The sequence below is a fragment of the Streptomyces sp. DSM 110735 genome, from assembly GCF_016482685.1.
GTDB lineage: Bacteria > Actinomycetota > Actinomycetes > Streptomycetales > Streptomycetaceae > Streptomyces.
Genome location: NZ_JACYHF010000009.1, coordinates 192926 through 213875 on the forward strand (window position 1 = coordinate 192926; position 20950 = coordinate 213875).

Annotated in this window: 19 protein-coding genes and 1 pseudogene; 13 read left to right on the top strand and 7 right to left on the bottom strand. The window is 70.5% G+C overall.

Annotated features, from left to right (window positions below; all coding sequences use genetic code 11):
* Positions 1 to 56 precede the first annotated feature (56 nt).
* Positions 57 to 617, top strand: coding sequence for an ATP-binding protein (locus IF655_RS16935; protein WP_199585635.1), 561 nt, complete (start codon positions 57 to 59; stop codon positions 615 to 617).
* Positions 618 to 1470: 853 nt separating this feature from the next.
* Here the strand turns inward: IF655_RS16935 and IF655_RS16940 are convergent.
* On the bottom strand, positions 1471 to 2973 hold the full coding sequence (locus IF655_RS16940; RefSeq protein ID WP_199585636.1) for an oligopeptide:H+ symporter: 1503 nt from the start codon (positions 2971 to 2973) through the stop codon (positions 1471 to 1473).
* Positions 2974 to 3464: 491 nt separating this feature from the next.
* Here IF655_RS16940 and IF655_RS16945 point away from each other — a divergent pair, with 491 nt between their 5' ends.
* Entirely contained in the window at positions 3465 to 4142 is a 678-nt protein-coding gene (locus tag IF655_RS16945; RefSeq protein ID WP_018548088.1) for a response regulator transcription factor, read from the top strand.
* Between the two features lie 140 nt (positions 4143 to 4282).
* Positions 4283 to 5557, top strand: coding sequence for an ATP-binding protein (locus IF655_RS16950; RefSeq protein WP_199585637.1), 1275 nt, complete (start codon positions 4283 to 4285; stop codon positions 5555 to 5557).
* Positions 5558 to 5598: 41 nt separating this feature from the next.
* Here IF655_RS16950 and IF655_RS16955 read toward each other — a convergent pair whose 3' ends face one another.
* A complete protein-coding gene (locus IF655_RS16955) occupies positions 5599 to 6090 on the bottom strand; it encodes a GtrA family protein (protein ID WP_199585638.1) in 492 nt (163 codons plus the stop codon).
* 195 nt (positions 6091 to 6285) lie between these two features.
* Between IF655_RS16955 and IF655_RS16960 the strand changes: the two genes are divergently transcribed.
* From IF655_RS16960 to IF655_RS16970, 3 genes are read left to right on the top strand one after another with little or no spacing between them, the layout of a single operon-like run.
* Positions 6286 to 7425, top strand: coding sequence for a 5-(carboxyamino)imidazole ribonucleotide synthase (locus tag IF655_RS16960; protein ID WP_199585639.1), 1140 nt, complete (start codon positions 6286 to 6288; stop codon positions 7423 to 7425).
* Entirely contained in the window at positions 7422 to 7943 is a 522-nt protein-coding gene (purE, locus tag IF655_RS16965; protein WP_199585640.1) for a 5-(carboxyamino)imidazole ribonucleotide mutase, read from the top strand. Before IF655_RS16960 ends, purE begins: the two co-directional genes overlap by 4 nt.
* A gap of 6 nt (positions 7944 to 7949) precedes the next feature.
* Entirely contained in the window at positions 7950 to 9128 is a 1179-nt protein-coding gene (locus IF655_RS16970) for a dipeptidase (protein ID WP_199585641.1), read from the top strand.
* 3 nt (positions 9129 to 9131) lie between these two features.
* Here IF655_RS16970 and IF655_RS16975 read toward each other — a convergent pair whose 3' ends face one another.
* Positions 9132 to 10205 carry an alkene reductase gene (locus IF655_RS16975; RefSeq protein WP_199585642.1) on the bottom strand — a complete coding sequence of 358 codons (1074 nt, stop codon included), beginning with the start codon at positions 10203 to 10205 and terminating at the stop codon, positions 9132 to 9134.
* Between the two features lie 55 nt (positions 10206 to 10260).
* Here IF655_RS16975 and IF655_RS16980 point away from each other — a divergent pair, with 55 nt between their 5' ends.
* The 3 genes and pseudogenes from IF655_RS16980 (at position 10261) to IF655_RS16990 (ending at position 12081) form a co-directional block, all read left to right on the top strand.
* Positions 10261 to 10620 (top strand): MerR family transcriptional regulator, encoded by a 360-nt coding sequence (locus IF655_RS16980; protein ID WP_199585643.1) that lies wholly within the window; start codon positions 10261 to 10263, stop codon positions 10618 to 10620.
* A gap of 121 nt (positions 10621 to 10741) precedes the next feature.
* Positions 10742 to 11254: pseudogene (locus IF655_RS16985) on the top strand (DUF6879 family protein); the annotation flags it as partial.
* Positions 11251 to 12081 (top strand): helix-turn-helix transcriptional regulator, encoded by an 831-nt coding sequence (locus tag IF655_RS16990; RefSeq protein WP_199585644.1) that lies wholly within the window; start codon positions 11251 to 11253, stop codon positions 12079 to 12081. The pseudogene IF655_RS16985 and the gene IF655_RS16990, both read left to right, overlap by 4 nt.
* A gap of 318 nt (positions 12082 to 12399) precedes the next feature.
* Here IF655_RS16990 and IF655_RS16995 read toward each other — a convergent pair whose 3' ends face one another.
* Positions 12400 to 13557, bottom strand: coding sequence for an acyl-CoA dehydrogenase (locus IF655_RS16995; protein ID WP_199585645.1), 1158 nt, complete (start codon positions 13555 to 13557; stop codon positions 12400 to 12402).
* 180 nt (positions 13558 to 13737) lie between these two features.
* Here IF655_RS16995 and IF655_RS17000 point away from each other — a divergent pair, with 180 nt between their 5' ends.
* Positions 13738 to 15081, top strand: coding sequence for a UDP-glucose/GDP-mannose dehydrogenase family protein (locus IF655_RS17000; protein ID WP_199585646.1), 1344 nt, complete (start codon positions 13738 to 13740; stop codon positions 15079 to 15081).
* Between the two features lie 130 nt (positions 15082 to 15211).
* Here the strand turns inward: IF655_RS17000 and IF655_RS17005 are convergent, their stop codons facing one another.
* A complete protein-coding gene (locus tag IF655_RS17005) occupies positions 15212 to 15784 on the bottom strand; it encodes a CGNR zinc finger domain-containing protein (RefSeq protein WP_199585647.1) in 573 nt (190 codons plus the stop codon).
* Positions 15785 to 15872: 88 nt separating this feature from the next.
* Here IF655_RS17005 and IF655_RS17010 point away from each other — a divergent pair, with 88 nt between their 5' ends.
* Positions 15873 to 16229, top strand: a complete 357-nt coding sequence (locus tag IF655_RS17010; protein WP_199585648.1) for a VOC family protein — start codon at positions 15873 to 15875, stop codon at positions 16227 to 16229.
* Between the two features lie 67 nt (positions 16230 to 16296).
* Here the strand turns inward: IF655_RS17010 and IF655_RS17015 are convergent, their stop codons facing one another.
* Positions 16297 to 17586 carry an LCP family protein gene (locus tag IF655_RS17015; RefSeq protein ID WP_199585649.1) on the bottom strand — a complete coding sequence of 430 codons (1290 nt, stop codon included), beginning with the start codon at positions 17584 to 17586 and terminating at the stop codon, positions 16297 to 16299.
* Between the two features lie 118 nt (positions 17587 to 17704).
* On the opposite strand from IF655_RS17015, the gene IF655_RS17020 reads away from it, so the two are divergent.
* Complete coding sequence (locus IF655_RS17020; RefSeq protein WP_199585650.1) at positions 17705 to 18256, top strand: acyl-CoA thioesterase; 552 nt, start codon at positions 17705 to 17707, stop codon at positions 18254 to 18256.
* A gap of 30 nt (positions 18257 to 18286) precedes the next feature.
* On the opposite strand, the gene IF655_RS17025 is transcribed toward IF655_RS17020, so the two are convergent.
* A complete protein-coding gene (locus IF655_RS17025; RefSeq protein WP_199585682.1) occupies positions 18287 to 19657 on the bottom strand; it encodes an LCP family protein in 1371 nt (456 codons plus the stop codon).
* A gap of 261 nt (positions 19658 to 19918) precedes the next feature.
* Between IF655_RS17025 and IF655_RS17030 the strand changes: the two genes are divergently transcribed.
* Positions 19919 to 20947: a glycosyltransferase family 2 protein gene (locus IF655_RS17030; protein WP_199585651.1), complete on the top strand. Its 1029-nt coding sequence runs from the start codon at positions 19919 to 19921 to the stop codon at positions 20945 to 20947.
* Positions 20948 to 20950: the final 3 nt, after the last annotated feature.

The window sequence follows — 20950 nt, forward strand, 5'->3', positions numbered from 1 at the left end:
CGAACGGAGTCGGACTTTTGAATCGTGAACTGGTGAATCGGTGAGGTGAAGCGCTGATGAGCACCACCCGGCCCTACTCGCCGGGCGACCGCGGCCCGGAGCCGAGCGGCGCTTCCGGGGTGCCCGAAGGGAGTGCGCCGTCCGACGGCGCGTCCGCGGGGGCCGCAGCGCCGCCCGCGCCCGTCGAGGGCGTCCGGGAGGCGCAGGGGCGGCAGGTCCGCAGACTGAGCCTGGACGGCGAGAGCGGGGTGGTGCCGCTTGCCCGGGACTTCACCCGCCAGGCGCTGTACGCCTGGGGCTGGCTGCCCGCCGCGGGCGCCGAGCAGCGCGCCGCCGCGGAGGACGTCCTCCTCGTCGTCTCCGAGCTGGTCACCAACGCCTGCCTGCACGCCGGGGGACCCGACGAGCTGTACCTCACCTGCGACCGCAAGGTGATCCGCCTCGAGGTCTCCGACCGCAGCACCGGCCAGCCCGCCCCCCGCACCCCGCACCGCGCCGGCCGCCCCGGCGGCCACGGCATGTTCATCGTCCAGCGCCTCTGCCTCGACTGGGGCGTCGTCCGCAGCCCCGACAACCCCGGCAAAACAGTCTGGGCGGAACTGGGCGCCCCAGCCTGACACCTGCGGCGCTTCGACACCGCCCCGCTGCACCTGCGCCGTGCGACACGCCCTCCCCGCGGACGACCCCGCCGGGAGGGCGTCGCCCGTTGCCGGGTCTGCCGACCGAGGACTCCCTTGCGGAGTGCCGCCGTGCGGATCGGGCTCCGGTGGGTGGACTGCGGCGCCCTGTGCCCCGCGCGGAGGGGCGTCGGGTGTCGCGCGATACGTCCTCTCTGTGGCTGCCCCGGCTGGGAGGGCGTTGCTTGTTGCCTGAGCTGTCGGCCGAGGGCTTCCCTGTGCGAAGTGCCGCTGCGCGGGTCGGACCCCGGCGGCGGCGCTCCGTGCCCGTGCAGGGGCGCCGGGTGCTGTCGCCGGCCGCGCGGGTCTCCCGGTCCTGGTAGCGGAACGAGGTGCCAGGTGACCTGTGCAAAGGGACGTCGGTGTCTCGCGATGCGTCTCGCCCGCGGACGATCCCGCCGGGAGGGCGCCGCTCGTCATCGGGACTGCCGGTTGAGGGCTCCCCGGCGGAGTGCCGCCGCCCGGGTCGCGCGGCCCGTCCTGCCCCGAAGCGGAGCCCGACCGCACGCGTCCCACGTGAGGGATGCCGGACGTCTCGCGGCGCGCCCCCGCTGAACCGTGCACTCAGCCGCTTGTGGCCCCCAGGGCGGAAGGCGCGGCTTCCTCCGGTGTCGTCCCCCGCAGCCGCGTCGGAGTGTCCCGCGGGCCCCCCTTCAGGGCAGGCGGCGTACCGCCCGGTGGTGCGTCCGGGCGGGACCAGGCCGTCGGGGCGAACTCACGTGGGGAACGCGCCCGGGTACGAAAGGGGCCCCGCATCCCAAGGATGCGGGGCCCCTTTCAGGCGGGGGAAGGGCTAGTTGACCGAGCCCATCATCGCCTTGACCTTCTTGCGGTACATCCAGACCGCGAGGCCGGCGACGACCGCGAGGACGGCCTCCAGGCCGACGAAGCCCATGCGGTCGAGGTTGACGCCGCCGATCGCCGGGTTGGACAGCAGGGCGGTGATCGAGTCGCCCGCGGTGACCGCGAGGAACCAGACGCCCATCATCTGGGAGGCGTACTTCTTGGGCGCCATCTTGGTGGTGACGGACAGACCCACCGGGGACAGCGTCAGCTCACCGACGGTCTGCACGAAGTAGATCGCGACCAGCCACAGCGCGGCCGCCTTGTGACCGCCCTCGGCGATGGACAGCGGGGCCAGGAAGAGGAAGAAGGACGCACCGACCAGCACGAGACCGGAGGCGAACTTCACCATGGTGCTCGGCTCCTTGCCGCGCCGGTTCAGCCACAGCCACAGCCAGGCGAACACGGGGGCCAGCGCCATGATCATGACCGGGTTGACCGACTGGTACCAGGAGACCGGGAAGTTCCAGCCCGCGATCGTGTTCTTGGCCGAGGCGTCGGCGAAGATCGACAGGGTCGAACCACCCTGGTCGTAGATCATCCAGAACACGGCCGCGGCGACGAAGAACCAGATGTACGCCGACACCTTCGAACGCTCGGAGTCGTCCAGGTCCTTGTCCCGGCGGATCCGGGCGATCACCATGATCGGGATGACCAGACCGATGATCGTCAGCGGGATCAGCGCCCAGTTCAGGGTGAAGTGACCCGTGCCGCCGACGACGCCGTAGAACACCGCGGCGATGACGAGCCAGATCAGACCCTTGCGCAGCGTGGACCGCTTCTCCTCGGCGGTGAGCGGCGTCGGGACGACGTTGCTCTGCTCGCTCAGGTGACGCCCGCCCAGCAGGTACTGACCCAGACCCAGCGCCATGCCGAGCGCGGCAAGGGCGAAGCCGAAGTGCCAGTTGACGTTCTCACCGACGGTACCGATGACCAGCGGCGCGATGAAGGCGCCGAGGTTGATGCCGATGTAGAAGAGCGTGAAGCCACCGTCACGGCGCGCGTCGTCCGGACCCTTGTACAGGTGGCCGACCATGGTGGAGATGTTGGCCTTCAGCAGACCCGAACCGATCGCGACCAGACCCAGGCCCACGAAGAAGCTCGCGGAGACCGGCAGCGCCAGGCACAGATGGCCGAGCATGATGATCAGACCGGAAACGGCCACCGTCCGGCGAGGACCGAGCAGACGGTCCGCGACCCAGCCGCCGGGAAGGGCGAGCAGGTAGACGAGCGACACGTACACGGAGTAGATCGCGGTCGCCGTGCCCGCGTTCATGTGCAGGCCGCTGGGGGCGACCAGGTACAGCGGGAGCAGGGCCCTCATGCCGTAGTAGGAGAAACGCTCCCACATCTCGGTCATGAAGAGGGTGGCCAGTCCGCGGGGGTGGCCGAAGAAGGTCTTCTCGGCCCCGATGTCCGGGCGGACCGAGTCCTTCGTCAGGCTGGACGCCATGGTCGTTCCTTGCTGGTCGGGACGCGCGTTGGAGCGCGGCGCGCCCGGTGGGGGTGCGGCCGGCACCGGCGGGTCGGTCGTCCACCCCCACGCCCAGGGGGCCCCGCCTCCCGAGAGGGCGGTGGACGGCGACCACCGAGATCCACGCCCCGTACGCGTCACTGCGTCCGGAGCCCGGCCAGAGGTCATTCCTTTCAGGGCTGACCATCGTCAGCCCGCACATCAAAGAAGAGACCCTTGGCGACATGTGCCCGCCAAGAGGTCCCCGGTGTGTGCTACAGGCGTTCAGATCACCATACGGCAGGACACTGCCGGATATGGAAGGACTTGAGACGCGGATCACAGGAATCAGGGGAACCGCATCAGGGGTTTCCAAGGCTCTTCCACGATCCCACGTCACGAGCAATGGTTTGTACCAGCGGGGGACAAAGGTAAGAGCACGGAAGCGGACCACACCCCGACTCCACGCGCGGGCGGTCTACCATCACCTCATGACCCGTGTACTGCTCGCCGAGGACGACGCGTCCATCTCGGAGCCGCTGGCCCGCGCCCTGCGCCGGGAAGGTTACGAGGTCGAGGTCCGCGAGGACGGCCCCACCGCGCTCGACGCCGGAATGCAGGGCGGTGTCGACCTGGTCGTGCTGGACCTGGGCCTGCCCGGCATGGACGGCCTGGAGGTCGCCCGCCGCCTGCGTGCCGACGGCCACACCGTGCCGATCCTCATCCTGACCGCGCGCGCCGACGAGGTGGACACCGTCGTCGGTCTCGACGCGGGCGCCGACGACTACGTCACCAAGCCGTTCCGGCTCGCCGAGCTGCTCGCCCGCGTCCGGGCGCTGCTCCGGCGCGGCGCCACCGAGCCGCAGCAGCCGCCGGCCACGCACGGCGTGCGGATCGACGTCGAGTCGCACCGGGCGTGGATGGGGGAGGAGGAACTCCAGCTCACGGCGAAGGAGTTTGATCTGCTGCGGGTGCTGGTGCGGGACGCGGGGCGGGTCGTCACACGCGATCAGCTCATGCGGGAGGTGTGGGACACGACGTGGTGGTCCTCCACCAAGACGCTGGACATGCACATCTCGTGGCTGCGGAAGAAGCTCGGTGACGACGCGGCGAACCCGCGGTACATCGCCACGGTGCGGGGAGTCGGCTTCCGGTTCGAGAAGAGCTGAGGTTCGCCTACCGGGCGGGGGCTGCGAGATCGTTGGCGGCCGACTGCGCGTCGTGGCTGGTCGCGCAGTTCCCCGCGCCCCTTTAGGGCGCTGCCCTGGGCCGGGGGACACTAGGGCTCTCAGTCTTCCCGGAGGGACCCGTGCGCCGTCGTCTCATTCAGTCCACGCTTGCCGTCGTGCTGGTGGTGATCGCGGTCTTCGGGGTGTCCCTGGTGATCGTCGAGACCCGGACGATCAGCAACAGTGCCCAGGAACGCGTCGAGTCCGAGGCGGTCCGGCTGGCCAGCATCGTGGACAGCCGCATCCTCGCCTCCGAGCACGTCGACGCCGAGGCGCTGCGCAACCCGGTCAGCAAGGACCAGTACGCCGTCATCCGCGTCCCCGGTCGGACCCCCATCGAGATCGGCACCCGGCCCGAGGGTGACGTCATCCACTCCACGCAGCACGGCGAGGAGGGCGAGACGGTCACCGTGCAGGAGCCCCGCTCCGCCGTGACCCGTGAGGTCGGCCGCACCCTGCTGATCATCGGGCTGGTCGCGCTGCTCGCCGTGATCGCCGCCGTGCTGCTCGCCGTACGCCAGGCGAACCGGCTCGCCTCCCCGCTCACCGACCTCGCCGAGACCGCCGAGCGCCTCGGCTCCGGCGACCCCCGCCCCCGGCACAAGCGCTACGGCGTCCCCGAGCTGGACCGGGTCGCGGACGTGCTCGACTCCTCCGCCGAGCGCATCGGCCGGATGCTCACCGCCGAACGGCGCCTGGCCGCCGACGCCTCCCACCAGCTCCGCACGCCGCTGACCGCGCTGTCCATGCGGCTTGAGGAGATCACCCTCACCGACGACCCGGACACGGTGAAGGAGGAGGCGACCATCGCGCTGACGCAGGTGGAGCGGCTGACGGACGTGGTGGAGCGGCTGCTGACCAACTCGCGCGATCCCCGGACCGGCTCCGCCGTCTCCTTCGACCTCGACGAGGTCATCCAGCAGCAGCTCGCCGAGTGGCGCCCCGCCTACCGCAACGTGGGCCGCGCCATCGTCAGCTCCGGCAAGCGGCACCTGAAGGCGGTCGGCACCCCCGGCGCGGTCGCCCAGGTGCTCGCCGCGCTGATCGAGAACTCGCTGATGCACGGCGGCGGCACCGTCGCCCTGCGCACCCGGGTCATCGGCAACCAGGCCGTCATCGAGGTCACCGACGAGGGCACCGGCATCCCCGCCGACCTCGGCGCGCGGATCTTCGAGCGGACCATCAGCGGCCGCAACTCCACCGGGATCGGGCTCGCCGTCGCCCGCGACCTCGCGGAGGCGGACGGCGGTCGTCTGGAGCTTCTCCAGACCCAGCCCGCGGTCTTCGGGCTGTTCCTGTCCCGTACGGCGCCGCCGCCCAAGGCGGACGGCGAGGGGCAGCCGACGGTCCGCTGAGGCAAGGGGCAAGGGGCAAGGGGCGAGGAGCCGGGAGCGGGCTAGCGCACCCGCTCCTTCTCGTCCGGGCGGGGACCGCCCGAGCCCTTGACGACCGACCCGCTTCCGGCGGGCAGCGCCCGGAAGACCCAGGTGCGGTACGACCAGAAGCGGAAGAGCGTCGCCACGGCGATGCCGAGGAACTTGAAGACGTTGCTCTGCAGCGGCGTGTCCCAGCCGAACCCGTAGGTGGCGAGATACAGCACGCCGTTCTCGATGACCAGTCCGATCGCGCTGAACACCAGGAACAGCATCAGCTCCCGGGTGCGGCCGCCCTTGTCGCGGTCCCGGTACGTCCAGTAGCGGAAGCCCACGTAGTTGAAGATGATCGCGACGATGGTCGCGATGATGCTGGCGCGCACCACCGGCAGGTCGGAGACGTGCCGGACCAGGTTGAACACGCCCAGATTGACCAGGACACCGGCGCCGCCGACGGCACCGAACTTGGCCAGCTCGCGCGCGAGCCGGTTCAGCCTTGAGGAACGGTGTTCCATGGCTGTGCAGCTCCCGTCCGTAGCTTCCGTAGGCCCCGCCATGCTATCCACGAGCCCTTCACGATGCCCGCGCACCGGGCCACAGCCGGGAAACGGGTCGGCAAGAGCGGGGCAAGGGGCGGGTAAGAGAACGCGCACGGGGGCGCGGGGACGCGCGCGAACCGGGCCGGTCCGAGCGGCCGATACGCTAGGGGGGTGACGTTCCCGGTAGTCGGCATGGTCGGCGGGGGGCAGCTCGCGCGTATGACGCACGAGGCGGGCATCCCGTTGGGCATCAGGTTCAAGCTCCTCAGTGACACTCCCCAGGATTCCGCGGCGCAGGTCGTCAGCGATGTCGTCATCGGCGACTACCGCGACCTCGACACGCTGCGTGAGTTCGCGCGCGGCTGTGACGTGATCACCTTCGATCACGAGCACGTGCCGACCGAGCACCTACGGGCCCTGGAGGCGGACGGCATCCCCGTGCGCCCGGGTCCCGACGCGCTCGTGCACGCCCAGGACAAGGGCGTGATGCGCGCGAAGCTCACGGAGATCGGCGTGCCGTGTCCGCGCCACCGCATCGTGCGCGACCCCGCCGACGTGGCGGCGTTCGCGGCGGAGGGCGAGGGCTTCCCCGTCGTCCTCAAGACCGTGCGCGGCGGCTACGACGGCAAGGGCGTGTGGGTCGTGGACTCCGTCGAGGAGGCTGCCGAGCCCTTCCGCGCGGGCGTGCCGGTCCTCGCCGAGGAGAAGGTCGACTACGTCCGCGAGCTGGCCGCCAACGTCGTGCGCTCCCCGCACGGCCAGGCCGTCGCCTACCCGGTCGTGGAGTCCCGCCAGGTCGCCGGTGTCTGCGACACCGTGATCGCGCCCGCGCCCGGTCTGGACGAGGGTCTCGCGCTGCGCGCCGAGCAGATGGCGCTGAACATCGCCAAGGAACTGGACGTCGTAGGACACCTCGCGGTCGAGCTGTTCGAGACCCGCGACGGCCGTGTCCTCGTCAACGAGCTGGCCATGCGCCCGCACAACTCGGGCCACTGGTCCATGGACGGCGCGATCACCTCGCAGTTCGCCAACCACGTCCGCGCGGTCCTCGACCTCCCGCTCGGCGACCCGCGCCCGCGCGCCCCCTGGACGGTCATGGTGAACGTCCTCGGCGGTGACTACCCGGACATGTACTCCGCGTACCTCCACTGCATGGCGCGCGACCCCCAGCTCAAGATCCACATGTATGGCAAGGACGTGAAACCCGGCCGCAAGGTGGGTCACGTCAACACCTACGGCGACGACCTGGACGACGTACTGGAACGCGCCCGTCACGCAGCCGGCTATCTGAAGGGCACGATCACCGAATGAGCCCCCTCGTTGGCATCGTCATGGGGTCGGACTCCGACTGGCCCGTCATGGAAGCCGCCGCCCAGGCACTGGACGAGTTCGAGATCCCCTACGAGGTCGATGTCGTCTCCGCGCACCGGATGCCGCGCGAGATGATCGCCTACGGCGAGCAGGCAGCCGAGCGCGGGCTCAAGGCGATCATCGCGGGCGCGGGCGGCGCCGCCCACCTGCCCGGCATGCTGGCCTCCGTGACCCCGCTGCCCGTGATCGGCGTGCCGGTCCCGCTGAAGTACCTGGACGGCATGGACTCCCTGCTGTCGATCGTCCAGATGCCCGCCGGTGTCCCGGTCGCCACCGTCTCCGTCGCCGGTGCCCGCAACGCCGGTCTCCTCGCCGCCCGGATGCTCGCCGCGTACGACGAGGACCTCCTCCAGCGCATGCGCGACTTCCAGCAGGACCTCAACGACCAGGCCACCGAGAAGGGCAAGCGCCTGCGCTCCAAGGTCGAGGGTTCGGGCGGCTTCGGATTCGGAAAGTAGACGCGCATGACCTCCCTGGACGAAGCCCGCTCGCTGCTGCGCGAGTTCCCCGTGGTCGACGGCCACAACGACCTGCCGTGGGCGCTGCGTGAGCAGGTCGCCTACGACCTGACCGCGCGCGACATCGCCGGTCACCAGAACGCCCATCTGCACACCGACCTGCCCCGCCTGCGCGAGGGTGGGGTCGGCGCGCAGTACTGGTCGGTCTACGTGCGCTCGGACCTGCCCGACGCGGTGCCCGCGACGCTGGAGCAGATCGACTGCGTGACGCGGCTGATCGAGCGGTACCCGGACGCGCTGGCGCCCGCGCTGACCGCCGCCGACATGGAGGCGGCGCGCGCCTCGGGCCGTATCGCCTCCCTGATGGGCGCCGAGGGCGGCCACTCCATCGCCAACTCGCTCGGCACCCTGCGGGGTCTGTACGCGCTCGGTGTGCGGTACATGACGCTCACCCACAACGACAACGTGGACTGGGCGGACTCCGCGACCGACGAGCCGAAGGCGGGCGGTCTGACCGCCTTCGGCCGCGAGGTCGTCCGCGAGATGAACCGGCTCGGCATGCTCGTCGACCTCTCCCACGTCGCGGCGACGACGATGCGGGACGCGCTGGACGCCTCCTCGGCGCCGGTGATCTTCTCCCACTCGTCCGCGCGCGCGGTGTGCGACCACCCGCGCAACATCCCGGACGACGTGCTGGAACGCCTCCCCGCCAACGGCGGCATGGCCATGGTGACCTTCGTACCGAAGTTCGTCCTCCAGGCCGCCGTCGACTGGACGGTCGCCGCCGACGAGAACATGCGCGCCCACGGTTTCCACCACCTCGACACCACCGAGGAGGGCATGAAGGTCCACCGCGCCTTCGAGGAGAGCCACCCGCGCCCCATCGCCACCGTCTCCACGGTCGCCGACCACCTCGACCACATGCGCGAGGTCGCGGGCATCGACCACCTCGGCATCGGCGGCGACTACGACGGCACCCCGTTCACGCCCGACGGTCTCAACGACGTCTCCGGCTACCCCAACCTCATCGCCGAACTCCTCGACCGGGGCTGGTCCAAGCCCGACCTCGCCAAGCTCACCTGGCAGAACGCGGTCCGCGTCCTGGGTGCCGCCGAGGACGTCTCCCGCGACCTGCGCGCCACGCGCCCGGCGTCCACGGCGACGATCGAGTCCCTGGACGGCTAGCGCCTAGCCGACGAGGGCGGGGTAGTCGGTGTAGCCGTCGGCCCCGCCCACGTACATCAGATACCGCTCGCGCAGCGGGTTCAGCGGCGCGTTCCGCCGCAGCCGCTCGACGAGGTCCGGGTTGGCGAGGAACGGCCGCCCGAGCGCGACCAGGTCGGCTCCGGCGGCCAGCATCTCCCGGGCGCCCCGGGAGACTCCCTCGGTGGTGAGGTCGGTCAGCACCGGGTTGCCGATCAGGACGCCTGGCCAGTCGGCGCGCAGTCGCCGGTACAGCGCGCTGCCGGGTTCGGCGCGCACGAGGTGCAGATAGGCGAGGTCCAGCCCGCGCAGCCGGTGCACGAGCGCGGGGTAGAGGGCGTCGCTGTCGTCCTCCCGTATGCCGTTGACCGTGCCGCCGGGGGAGATCCGCACCCCCGTCCGCTCGGCTCCGATCGCCCCGGCGACGGCTTCGGTCACCTCCATGGCGAACCGCGTCCGCCGCTCGACGGTGCCGCCGTACGCGTCCGTGCGGAGGTTGGTGTTCCCGGCGAGGAACTGGTGCGGCAGATGCCCGTTGGCGGCGTGCACCTCCACCCCCTCGAACCCGGCGTCGACCGCCCTGCGCGCGGCGGCGGCGAAGTCCGCCACGGTGTCCCGGATGTCGTCCCTGGTCATCGCCCGGGGCACGGGAGCGGGCAGGTGTCCCTCCCGCGTGAAGACCGTCTCGGGCAGCGGGACGGCGGAGGGCGCCACCGGGGTCAGCCCGGTGGTCAGCGGATGGCTGACTCGCCCGCCGTGCTGGAGCTGGAGGAACATCCGCCCACCTGCTTTTTCGACGCCCTCGGTCACCTTCCGCCAGCCCTCGGTGTGCCGGTCGGTGTGGAGGGCGGCGATGTCCGGGTACGTCTGCCCGACCGCGTTGGGTGTCGCCGCCTCACCGATGATCAGACCGGCGGAGGCGCGCTGTGCGTAGTACTCCGCCATGAGCGGGGTCGGCGTGCCGTCGGGCTCCGCGCGGTTGCGGGTCAGCGGAGCCATCACGAGATGGTGGGGGAGCGCGAGCCGGCCGAGCCGGGCCGGGGCCAGGAAGTCCGTCATGGCCGTACCGTAGAAGCTGACACCGGTGTCAGATTCAAGCCCTGGGGAGGCGGACATGCGGATCGGTGAACTGGCCCGGCTGACCGGAGTGAGCGAGCGGTCCCTGCGCTACTACGAGACCCAGGGTCTGCTCTCCGCCGACCGCACCCCCGGCGGCCACCGCGACTACCCGCCGACCGCCGTGGACCGCGTCGTCCGCATCCAGGAGCTGTACGCCGCGGGCCTGCACAGCCCCGGAATCCGCGACCTCCTCCCCTGCATGCGCGACCAGGACGGCGGCCCCTCCGCGACCGCCACCCCCCGCCTCCTCGAAGCCCTCACCGCCGAACGCGACCGGATCGACCGGCTGATCGGGGACTTGCGGCGGTCGCGGGAGGCGCTGGAGGGGGTGATCGAGGCGGCGGAGGAAGGCTAGGACGGGTGGTTTCCCGTTCCGTCAACCGTGATCGCTTGACCCCTGCGCTCCGGGCTCGGGACCATCGATCACGCGCGGCAGCGGCCATGGGAGAGGGGAACCCGGATCATGAAGGTCACCAAGCTGGTCAGTCGGCGACCTTTTCGACGCCTTCGAGCATGAGGCGTTCCGGCTCGAAACCCTGGACGACTACAGCAAGTCCGGGAGTGTTGACGCGTATCACGCGTTTCTGGCCGGAGAACCCCAGCCTGACGACTACAACGCGGGGTGGGTCGAAAGGCTTCGCTCGTACACCGGAAATGGCAAGCGGGTCTACCGGGTGCACATTCTGTCCCGCCCGCTGACGGACTACCTGCGGTTCGAACTCGGCTGGGGCTACCGGAAGAACATGACCGGCGGGGAGGAGTTCTTCATTCTCGATGTCACGGAGAAGCCCAATCCCTTGGAGGGCGTCCCGGACTTCTGGTTCTTCGACTCCGAATCGGTGGCCGTGATGAGCTACGACGGAGACGGTAAGTACCTGGGCTCGGAAGTTCTGCCGGGGGAGCAGGCGGAGCGATTCAAGCAGTACCGCGACCTGGCACTCGCCCACGCGGAGCCGTTCCCCCCATGGTGGGCCAAGCACGGAACGTGAACAGGGCACAGTTGGGGGCTGCGCTGCGGGCGCTGCGACAGGCATCCGGCATGGAGGCCAAAGCAGTCGCCCGCGGCGCCCTCATGTCCCCGTCGAAGCTCTCCAAGATCGAGAACGCGAAGCTGGCACCCAGCGCGGCGGACGTGGAACGCATCCTTCTCGCCATCGGTGTGAGCGACGAGATCAGGGCCGAATACACCGAAGCCGCCCGCACCGCCGGTACGGAGACCACCGAGTGGCGGCTGCTCAAGCGGGTGGGAGTTCACAAGGGCCAGCAGGACGTCAAGGCACTCGAAGCGCAGATGTCGATGCTGCGGATGTTCCAGCCGGCGTTGGTCCCTGGTCTGCTTCAGATCCCCGAGTACATCCGGGCTGTGCTGCGACGCCACGACCTGAGCGACGACACCCTGGCCCGCACGATCAGCGGCAGGCTGGACCGCCAAGCAGTCCTCTACGACAGCTCGAAATCTCTGCGGTTCATCATCACTGAGCCCGTGCTGCGGTGGAGAATTGTCGCGCCATCCGTAATGGCCGCACAGTTGGACCGAATCGTGTCGGTTTCGCGACTTGCTCACGTCGATATTCGCGTGGTTCCTCTGAACATTCAGCAGAACGATATGGCCAACCATTCGTTCGCGATCCGCGACGACCGTATGGTCACGGTCGAAACGGTGCACGCGGAAGTGCTCGTCACGGACCCCAGAGACGTCGCCGTTTACGTGCGGAAATTCGACGGGTTCGAGCGGGTGGCGCTGGCCGGTGACGACATGCGGAACCTGCTCGGAGACATCCGGGACGACTTCTTGCGGGAACAGGAAACACGCTAGAGGCTCGGACGCGGCCCTCCGAAGATGAGCGCCATGGAGAGTCAAGAGAGAACGTCCGGTCCCGCGATCGACACCACGTCATGGACGGAGTTTCCTCCCGAACCGTCTCCCCGTCCGGGCTGCCCGGACTGTCTTTCTCTTTCGGTCGCTCGCAAGAACGCACGATCGACAGGCGACTACAGCGCCGTCTCGGATTGCAACGTGAGACTGAGGCGACATCAGAACGAGGCACACGGCTCGTGAGCAGAAGCCATGGCACGGCAACGGCCCCCGGCAAGGTGCCGGGGGCCGTGAGGTCTTTGGCTCAGGAGACCGGTGTTACGGCAGGTTCCGCGCCATCACGATCCGCTGGACCTGGTTCGTGCCCTCGTAGATCTGGGTGATCTTGGCGTCGCGCATCATGCGCTCGACCGGGTAGTCGCGGGTGTAGCCGTAGCCGCCGAGGAGCTGGACGGCGTCGGTGGTGACCTCCATGGCGACGTCCGAGGCGAAGCACTTGGCGGCGGCGCCCTGGAAGGTGAGGTCCTTGTCGCCGCGCTCGGAGGCGGCAGCGGCCTGGTAGGTCAGGGCGCGGGCGGCGGCGATCTTCATGGCCATGTCGGCGAGCATGAACTGGATGCCCTGGAAGTCCGCGATCGGCTTGCCGAACTGCTTGCGCTCCTGGACGTAGCCCTTGGCGTAGTCGAGGGCGCCCTGGGCGACACCGAGCGCCTGGGCGGCGATGGTGATGCGGGTGTGGTCCAGGGTCTTCATGGCGGTCGCGAAGCCGGTGCCCTCCTCGCCGATCATGCGGTCGGCGGGGATGCGGACGTTGTCGAAGTAGACCTCGCGGGTCGGGGAGCCCTTGATGCCGAGCTTCTTCTCCGGGGCGCCGAAGGAGACACCGTCGTCCGACTTCTCGACCACGAAGGCGGAGATGCCCTTCGAGCGCTTCGTCGGGTCGGTGACCGCCATCACCGTGTAGTACTCGGAGACGCCCGCGTTGGTGATCCAGCGCTTCACGCCGTTGAGCACCCAGAAGTCGCCGTCGCGGACCGCCTTGGTCTTCATGCCCGCCGCGTCCGAACCGGCGTCCGGCTCGGAGAGGCAGTACGAGAACATCGCGTCGCCCTTGGCGAGCGGGCCCAGGTACTTCTTCTTCAGCTCCTCGGAGCCGGAGAGGATCACCGGCAGCGAGCCGAGCTTGTTCACGGCGGGGATCAGGGAGGAGGAGACGCAGGCGCGGGCCACCTCCTCGATCACGATCACCGTGGCGAGCGCGTCGGCGCCCGAGCCGCCGTACTCCTCCGGGACGTGCACGGCGTGCAGGTCGCCGGCCACGAGGGCGTCCAGCGCCTCCTGCGGGAAGCGGGCCTCCTCGTCCACGGCGGCGGCGTACGGCGCGATCTTCGCCTCGACCAGCGAGCGGACGGCGTCTCGGAGCATGTCGTGCTCCTCGGACGGGCGGTACAGGTCGAAGTCAGCCGATCCGGCCACGGTCTCTCACGCTCCAAGGACGCTGTGGTACTGACGCTAATTACCGTTAAGTAACTGAAGTTTAGAGGGCTGCCCGGAGCCCGCATACGTGAGCTTGGCGACAGCGGGAGAACTGCCCCGCGCGGCGCCCGACTATGCTCGGGCTCCGCACCGTCGACGTACCCCCTGGCTGGAGCATCAATGAGCCTGAAGATCACCGTGATCGGCACCGGCTATCTCGGCGCCACGCACGCCGCGGCCATGGCCGAACTCGGCTTCGAGGTGCTGGGCCTGGACGTGGTGCCGGAGAAGATCGCCCTGCTGGAGCGCGGCGAGACCCCGATGTACGAGCCGGGGCTGGACGAACTGCTGCGCCGCCATGTCGCGGGCATCGAGGGCTCCACCGGGCGGCTGCGGTTCACGACCGACTTCGCGGAGGTCGCGGAGTTCGGCGACGTGCACTTCGTCTGCGTGAACACCCCGCAGAAGCACGGCGAGTACGCCTGCGACATGTCGTACGTCGACGCCGCCATCGCCTCGCTCGCCCCGCACCTGAAGCGCCCGGCGCTGGTCGTCGGCAAGTCCACCGTGCCGGTCGGCTCGGCGGGCCGCCTCGCCGCCTACCTCGCCGAGCACGCGCCCGTGGGCGCGGACGCCGAGCTGGCCTGGAACCCGGAGTTCCTGCGCGAGGGCTTCGCCGTCAAGGACACCCTGCACCCCGACCGGATCGTGATCGGTGTGCGCGGCGAGCGCGCGGAGAAGCTGCTGCGCGAGGTGTACGCCACCCCGATCGGCGAGGGCACCCCGTTCGTGGTGACCGACTTCCCGACCGCCGAGCTGGTGAAGACGGCGGCGAACTCCTTCCTGGCCACCAAGATCTCCTTCATCAACGCCATGGCGGAGGTCTGCGAGGCGGCCGACGGCGACGTGGCGAAGCTCGCGGAGGCCATCGGCCACGACGAGCGGATCGGCAGCAAGTTCCTGCGCGCCGGGATCGGTTTCGGCGGCGGATGTCTGCCGAAGGACATCCGCGCCTTCATGGCGCGCGCCGGTGAGCTGGGCGCGGACCAGGCGCTGACCTTCCTGCGCGAGATCGACTCCATCAACATGCGGCGCCGCGGTCAGATGGTCGAGATGGCGCGGGAGGCGGTCGGGGGCGGCTCGTTCCTCGGCAAGCGGGTCGCGGTGCTCGGCGCCGCCTTCAAGCCCGACTCGGACGACGTCCGCGACTCGCCCGCGCTGAACGTCGCCGGGCAGATACACCTCCAGGGCGGCCAGGTCACCGTGTACGACCCGAAGGGCATGGACAACGCCCGCAAGGTCTTCCCGACCCTCGGCTACGCGGACTCGGCGCTGGAGGCGGTGCGCGGCGCGGACGTCGTGCTGCATCTGACGGAGTGGCGGGAGTTCCGCGAGCTGGACCCGGCGGAACTTGCCGGGGTCGCGGCGGAGCGGGTGGTGCTCGACGGGCGCAACGCGCTCGACGCCGAGCTGTGGCGGCGGGCCGGGTGGACGTACCGGGCGATGGGTCGCCCGACCGCGTAACGCCCTTCGGGGGTACGCCGGTTCGGCTGCGCCGGGGACGCCGGTTCGGCCGAGGCTCAGTCGGCCGAACCGGCGTCTGTGCGCATTGTGCACCACGGGGCGCGAGCGTGGCCGCGCAACCCCCGGGCCCTTACCTGCCCTTGGTGTGCGGGGTGGCGCCGTCGGCGTCTCCGGGACCCTTGGCGGGCTCGGTGTCCTTGGCGTCCTTGGCCCGGTAGCGCCGCATCTTCGCGCGGGCACCGCACACCTGCATCGAGCACCAGCGGCCGCGTCCTGCGGGGCTGCGGTCGTAGTACGCCCAGTGGCAGTCGGGCGCCTCGCACGCCTTGAGCCGCTGCCAGGTGCCCGCGACCAGCGCCTCGGCGACGGCGGCGGCGACGCGGGAGAGCAGCGGGGCGGGGTTGGCGGGGGCGAGGCGGGCGGAGCCGTCGGTGTCGTCGACGGCGAGGTGCAGCGGGGCGTGGGCGAGCAGGGCGCCCAGCGGAGTCACCGCGCGGTGCGGCCGGTGCCCGGCGTGCGCGAGCAGGGCGGCGCGCAGGGACTCGCGCAGCGTACGGGCGTCCGCCACGTCCTCCGGTCCGATCCCGAGGTTCGCCCGCCCCTCCTCGGTGTCGAGCAGGTCGTGGCCGCTCTCGATGTCCAGGCTGTTGACCAGGGACTCCACCAGGACCAGCGTCCCGGGGGCGGCCGATCTGTCACTCATGCTTGCGACGTTACCCCCACTGCGGCAGCATGAGGTAACCGTTACCGGTTACCCGTCTCTACAGGTAACCACTTTCGAGGAGGAAGCCATGCCCCTCGCCACCCTGGGCGCGATCGTCCTGGACTGCCCCGACCCGCATGCCCTGGCCGCCTTCTACGCCGGTCTCCTGGGCGGCACTCCGGAGGGCGACGACACCTGGATCGACCTGAAGACCCCGTCCGGTCCGACCCTCGCCTTCCAGCGAGCCCCCGGTCACGTCCCCCCGTCCTGGCCCGCCCCGGACGGGGGGCAGCAGTTCCACCTCGACCTGACGGTGGCGGACCTCGACGAGTCCGAGAAGCACGCCCTGTCGCTGGGCGCGAAGCCCCTGGACACGCAGAACGGGCGCACCTGGCGGGTCTACGCGGACCCGGCGGGGCATCCGTTCTGTCTGTGCGCGTGCTGACACGCCTCCGGATACGCGAAAGGTGCCTCCCCATCGCGCGGGGAGGCACCTTTCCTGTGTCAGCGCCTCAGTTGCCCGACACCGTCACCTTCTCGTCGTTCTTCAGCTCGTTCACCAGGGTCTGGACCTTCGCCTTGTCCCAGACGAGGTTGCCGCCGACCGAGCCGGAGACGGGCATGTTCATGGAGGTGCCGTCGCCGCCGCTGACTCCCTTCATGGCCCAGAACATGGAGGCGAGGTCCCACAGGCTCATGTCCTTGTCGACCGTGAGGGAGTCCAGACCCGCGCTCATGGTCGGGTAGAGCTTGAAGGGGTTCAGCACGGTGGACGGGGTGGCCACCTGGTGGGACAGCGCGGAGAGGAACTTCTGCTGGTTCTTGGTGCGCTGGAGGTCGGAGGCGGCGAAGGCGTGCCGGGTGCGGACGAAGGCGAGGGCCTGCTCGCCGTTGAGGGTCTGCTCGCCCGCCTTGAAGTCGGCGCCGGAGTACTTGTCCTTGAAGCCCTGGTCGAGCTTCATGTCCACACCGCCGACGGCGTCCACGATGCTGGCGAAGCCCGCGAAGCCGATCTCCACGTAGTGGTCGATGTGCAGACCGGTGTTGTACTCGACCGTGCGGACCAGGAGCGTGGGGCCGTCCTTGGCGTACGCCGCGTTCAGCTTGGTGGCGCCGGAGGCGGGGTAGAGCTTGCCGGACTCCGAGCCCTTGAAGCTCGGGATGGTGACGTTCGAGTCGCGCGGCAGGGATATGAGCGTGTCGCCGTTCGAGCCGACGTGCAGGATCATCATCGAGTCGGTGCGCTGGCCCTCGGCGGAGCCGGTGTGCAGCTTCTTCTTCTCCTCGTCCGACATGCCCTTGCGGCTGTCGGAGCCGACGATCAGATAGTTGGTGCCCTCGCCCTCGGCGGGGCGGTCGATCACCTTGGACAGGTCGACGTCCCGGTGCAGCTTGGAGTCGGCCCAGAAGTAGGTGGCGACCGAGGTGACGATGAGCACACTCAGCACGGTGATCGTCGTCAGCTTGATCCGGCGCCCCCAGTTCGGGGCGGGGCGCGGAGCGCGGGTGCCGGGCGCGGCAGGTCCGCCGGGACCGCCGCCGCCGTAGACCTGGCCCGTGTTGTAACCGCTGTCGTACCCGGCGGTCCCCCGGCCGTCGACGTACGACGGCTGCTGCGGCACCCCGGCGCCGTAGGGCGGCGCGGAGGGGCCTTGGGAGCCGTACGAGCGCTGGCCCGGGGGTACCGGGCCGCGCCCCACCTGACGCATCGCGCGGGCGCCTTCCGGCTGTGCGCCGGCGCTGCCGCGTCCGTAGCGGGGTCCGCGTTCGTCGTCGGACCATCCCTCGGGCCAGTCATTCATGGGCCCAAGTGTGCAGGGTGCGGGCAGGTGGCTTACAAGGGTTGTCGGAAAATCGGAGCGGGGCTGTTGCGAAGGCGACACAAATATCGCTAATGCCGCTTCCGCTTAAGGTGGGGACATGACAGAGCAGGCCCCGCCGACCGAGCTTCCGGAGATCCCGGGCAAGCCCACCTCGGCTTCTCGCACCACCCTCAGCCACATCATGACCCACAACGACACCAACCTTCTGGGGACGGTGCACGGCGGGGTGATCATGAAACTGGTCGACGACGCCGCGGGCGCGGTGGCCGGCCGGCACTCCGGGGGTCCCGCCGTCACCGCGTCCATGGACGAGATGGCCTTCCTGGAGCCGGTGCGCGTGGGTGACCTGGTCCATGTGAAGGCACAGGTCAACTGGACCGGCCGGACCTCCATGGAGATCGGCGTCCGTGTCCTCGCCGAGCGCTGGAACGAGTCGGCGCCGCCCACCCAGGTCGGTTCCGCCTACCTGGTCTTCACCGCCGTGGACGCCGACGGCAAGCCGCGTTCGGTCCCCCCGGTCCTCCCGGAGACCGAACGCGACCGCCGCCGCCACCAGGAGGCGCAGATCCGCCGCAGCCACCGCCTGGCCCGCCGTCGCGCCATCCGCGAGCTGCGGGAGCAGCGGGCGGCCGACGGCATCGAGGACTGACGGTCCCTCCCCGGTAAACCGGCGGAGCCCTCACGCCTTGCCCGAGCACACCACCTCGTCCCCGTGCACCACCGGGGAGTCCGGCTGCGCCGTGTCCGGGCCCTTGACCTTGTGGACGTCCTTGAAGTCGGGACCCGCTGTCACGCGGAGTACCGCGCCCTGGCCGGGGGCGGGGCGGAGTTCGCTGCCGGGGAGGGCGACGGCGAGGGAGCGGGCGGAGCGGTCCCAGCGGGGGTCGTAGGAGATGACCGTGCGGGGGACCGGGTGACCGGTGACGGGCTGGCGGGTGGTGGCGAAGCCGGTGGAGGCGAGGGCGGCGTCCACCTTTCTGCCGAGCCCTGCCGTGCCGGTGCCGTTCTCCACCCGGACCCGGATCGAGGAGGGCGCGACCTCGACGGTGGTCGCGGCGGGGGCGTGCTTCGCGCGGACCGGGGCGAGCGGTTTGTCGTCGCGCAGGGCGGCGAAGAGCCGGTCCGCCTTGGCCTTGTCCCACTTCAGGGTCGAGCCGATGCCGTTGACGACGAAGCCCATCTGCCCGATCGGCACGGTGGTGAACTCGGAGGACGAGGGGGAGAAGTTCCGCATCGCCCGCCCGAGGTCCAGCAGCTCGTTGGTGCCGAACCCGGCGTCCGCCCGCACGGAGCCGAGCACCGCCCGCGTCACGTTCCGGAACCGCATCGGGTTGAGCAGCACCCCCGAGGACGTCGCCCGCTCGATCAGCGCGGCCATGAACCGCTGCTGCCGCTGCATCCGCCCCAGGTCGCTCGCCCCGTCCACGTGCCGGGCGCGCACGTACTGCAGCGCCTGCCCGCCGGTGAGGTTGTGGTTGCCGGGTGCGAGGTCGAGCCCGGTGTACGAGTCCTTCAGCGTGGTCGGCGTGCAGACGGTGACCCCGCCGAGCACGTCCACGGTCCGCATGAAGCTCGCGAAGTCGACCTCCAGATAGTGGTCGATCTTCACATGGGTCATCGCCTCGACCGTGCGCACGGTGAGCTGGGGACCGCCCTCGGCGTAGGCGGCGTTCAGCTTGAGCGGGTGCGCGTGGTGCGGCTCGCCCGTGCTCTGGTCGACGTGCGCGGGCACCTCGGCGTAGGAGTCGCGCGGCAGGCTCACCACGCTCGCCCGGTCCCGGTCCTGCGAGATGTGCACGATCATGATCGTGTCGGTGCAGTGACAGGGCGCCCCGCCGAGCCGGTACGCCTTCCGCTCCTGCTCGGTGATCTTGTCGCGGCCGTCGGTGCCGACCAGCAGGACGTTCATGCCGTGGCCCGCGGCGGGCCGGTTCTTCATGTCCTTGAAGGCGTCCACCCGCGCGATGCCCGAGTCGAGCCCGGTGACGAGCGCGTGGCCGATCCCGGCGGTCGCGAGCACCGTCACGGACAGCGCGGTCACCGCCCGCACGCCCCAGCGCGGACGCCTGCGCCGTACGCGCGCCGCCCGTGGCGCCCGCCCGGGCGGCTGCGGACGGCGCTGCGGGCCGGGGGCGGCCGCACCGCCCTTGGCCGTGGAGGCGGGGGGCCGAGGCGGTCTGGGCAAGGGACACCTCCGGGCTGGGCCGTACGTGGGGTTTGTAGGAACCGTAGGCCGATACGATCTCCAGCCCGCGTCGCAGCCCCGGCGGCGCGCAACGGTGTCCCCCATTCGCGGTAACGTGAGGCCCTTATGAACGCCAAGCCCGACGTGCGGCTCCCCGCTGTTTCTGTGATCATGCCCGTCCTCAACGAGGAACGGCATCTGCGCGGGGCGGTCGAGGCGATCCTCGCGCAGGAGTACGCGGGCGACATGGAGGTCGTGATCGCCCTCGGTCCGTCCACGGACCGCACGGACGAGATCGCGGCCGGACTGGTGGCGGAGGACCCCCGGGTGCACACCGTCCCGAACCCGACCGGCCGGACCCCCGCCGCGCTGAACGCGGCGATCAAGGCGTCCCGGCACCCCGTCGTGGTCCGCGTCGACGGGCACGGGATGCTCTCCCCCCACTACATCGCCACCGCCGTACGCCTCCTGGAGGAGACCGGCGCGCAGAACGTCGGCGGCATCATGCACGCCGAGGGCGAGAACGACTGGGAGCACGCGGTCGCCGCCGCGATGACCTCCAAGATCGGTGTCGGCAACGCCGCCTTCCACACCGGCGGCCAGGCGGCTCCCGCCGAGACGGTCTACCTCGGTGTCTTCCGCCGCGAGGCGCTGGAGCAGCAGGGCGGCTACAACGAGGAGTTCGTCCGCGCCCAGGACTGGGAGCTGAACTTCCGCATCCGCGAGGCGGGCGGTCTCATCTGGTTCTCGCCCGAGCTGAAGGTGTCGTACCGGCCGCGCCCGAGCGTGAAGGCGCTCGCCAAGCAGTACAAGGACTACGGTCGCTGGCGCCATGTCGTCGCCCGCTACCACGAGGGCTCGATCAACCTGCGCTACCTCGCCCCGCCGGTCGCCGTGTGCGCGATCGCCGCCGGGCTCGTGGTGGGCGTGGCGCTCACCCCGTGGGGGCTGGTCATACCCGGCGGCTACCTCGCGGCGATCGTCGCGGGCTCGCTCCCGGCGGGCAGGGGTCTCCCGCTCAAGGCGCGCCTCCAGATCCCGGTCGCGCTGGCCACGATGCACATGTCCTGGGGCTTCGGCTTCCTGACCAGCCCCAAGTCCCTCGCCCAGCGGGTCATCGCCTCGCGCCGCCCGGCGGTGCTCGAAGCCCGCTGACGG

Bases quoted from the DNA above. Each gene is read 5' to 3' on its own strand.
- IF655_RS17015 (WP_199585649.1), bottom strand. From the start codon at position 17,586: ATGAATGACTGGCCCGAGGGATGGTCCGACGACGAACGCGGACCCCGC.
- IF655_RS17020 (WP_199585650.1), top strand. From the start codon at position 17,705: ATGACAGAGCAGGCCCCGCCGACCGAGCTTCCGGAGATCCCGGGCAAG.
- IF655_RS16945 (WP_018548088.1), top strand. From the start codon at position 3,465: ATGACCCGTGTACTGCTCGCCGAGGACGACGCGTCCATCTCGGAGCCG.
- IF655_RS16940 (WP_199585636.1), bottom strand. From the start codon at position 2,973: ATGGCGTCCAGCCTGACGAAGGACTCGGTCCGCCCGGACATCGGGGCC.
- IF655_RS17010 (WP_199585648.1), top strand. From the start codon at position 15,873: ATGCCCCTCGCCACCCTGGGCGCGATCGTCCTGGACTGCCCCGACCCG.
- IF655_RS17005 (WP_199585647.1), bottom strand. From the start codon at position 15,784: ATGAGTGACAGATCGGCCGCCCCCGGGACGCTGGTCCTGGTGGAGTCC.
- IF655_RS16935 (WP_199585635.1), top strand. From the start codon at position 57: ATGAGCACCACCCGGCCCTACTCGCCGGGCGACCGCGGCCCGGAGCCG.
- IF655_RS17030 (WP_199585651.1), top strand. From the start codon at position 19,919: ATGAACGCCAAGCCCGACGTGCGGCTCCCCGCTGTTTCTGTGATCATG.
- IF655_RS16980 (WP_199585643.1), top strand. From the start codon at position 10,261: ATGCGGATCGGTGAACTGGCCCGGCTGACCGGAGTGAGCGAGCGGTCC.
- purE (WP_199585640.1), top strand. From the start codon at position 7,422: ATGAGCCCCCTCGTTGGCATCGTCATGGGGTCGGACTCCGACTGGCCC.
- IF655_RS16975 (WP_199585642.1), bottom strand. From the start codon at position 10,205: ATGACGGACTTCCTGGCCCCGGCCCGGCTCGGCCGGCTCGCGCTCCCC.
- IF655_RS16970 (WP_199585641.1), top strand. From the start codon at position 7,950: ATGACCTCCCTGGACGAAGCCCGCTCGCTGCTGCGCGAGTTCCCCGTG.
- IF655_RS17000 (WP_199585646.1), top strand. From the start codon at position 13,738: ATGAGCCTGAAGATCACCGTGATCGGCACCGGCTATCTCGGCGCCACG.
- IF655_RS16955 (WP_199585638.1), bottom strand. From the start codon at position 6,090: ATGGAACACCGTTCCTCAAGGCTGAACCGGCTCGCGCGCGAGCTGGCC.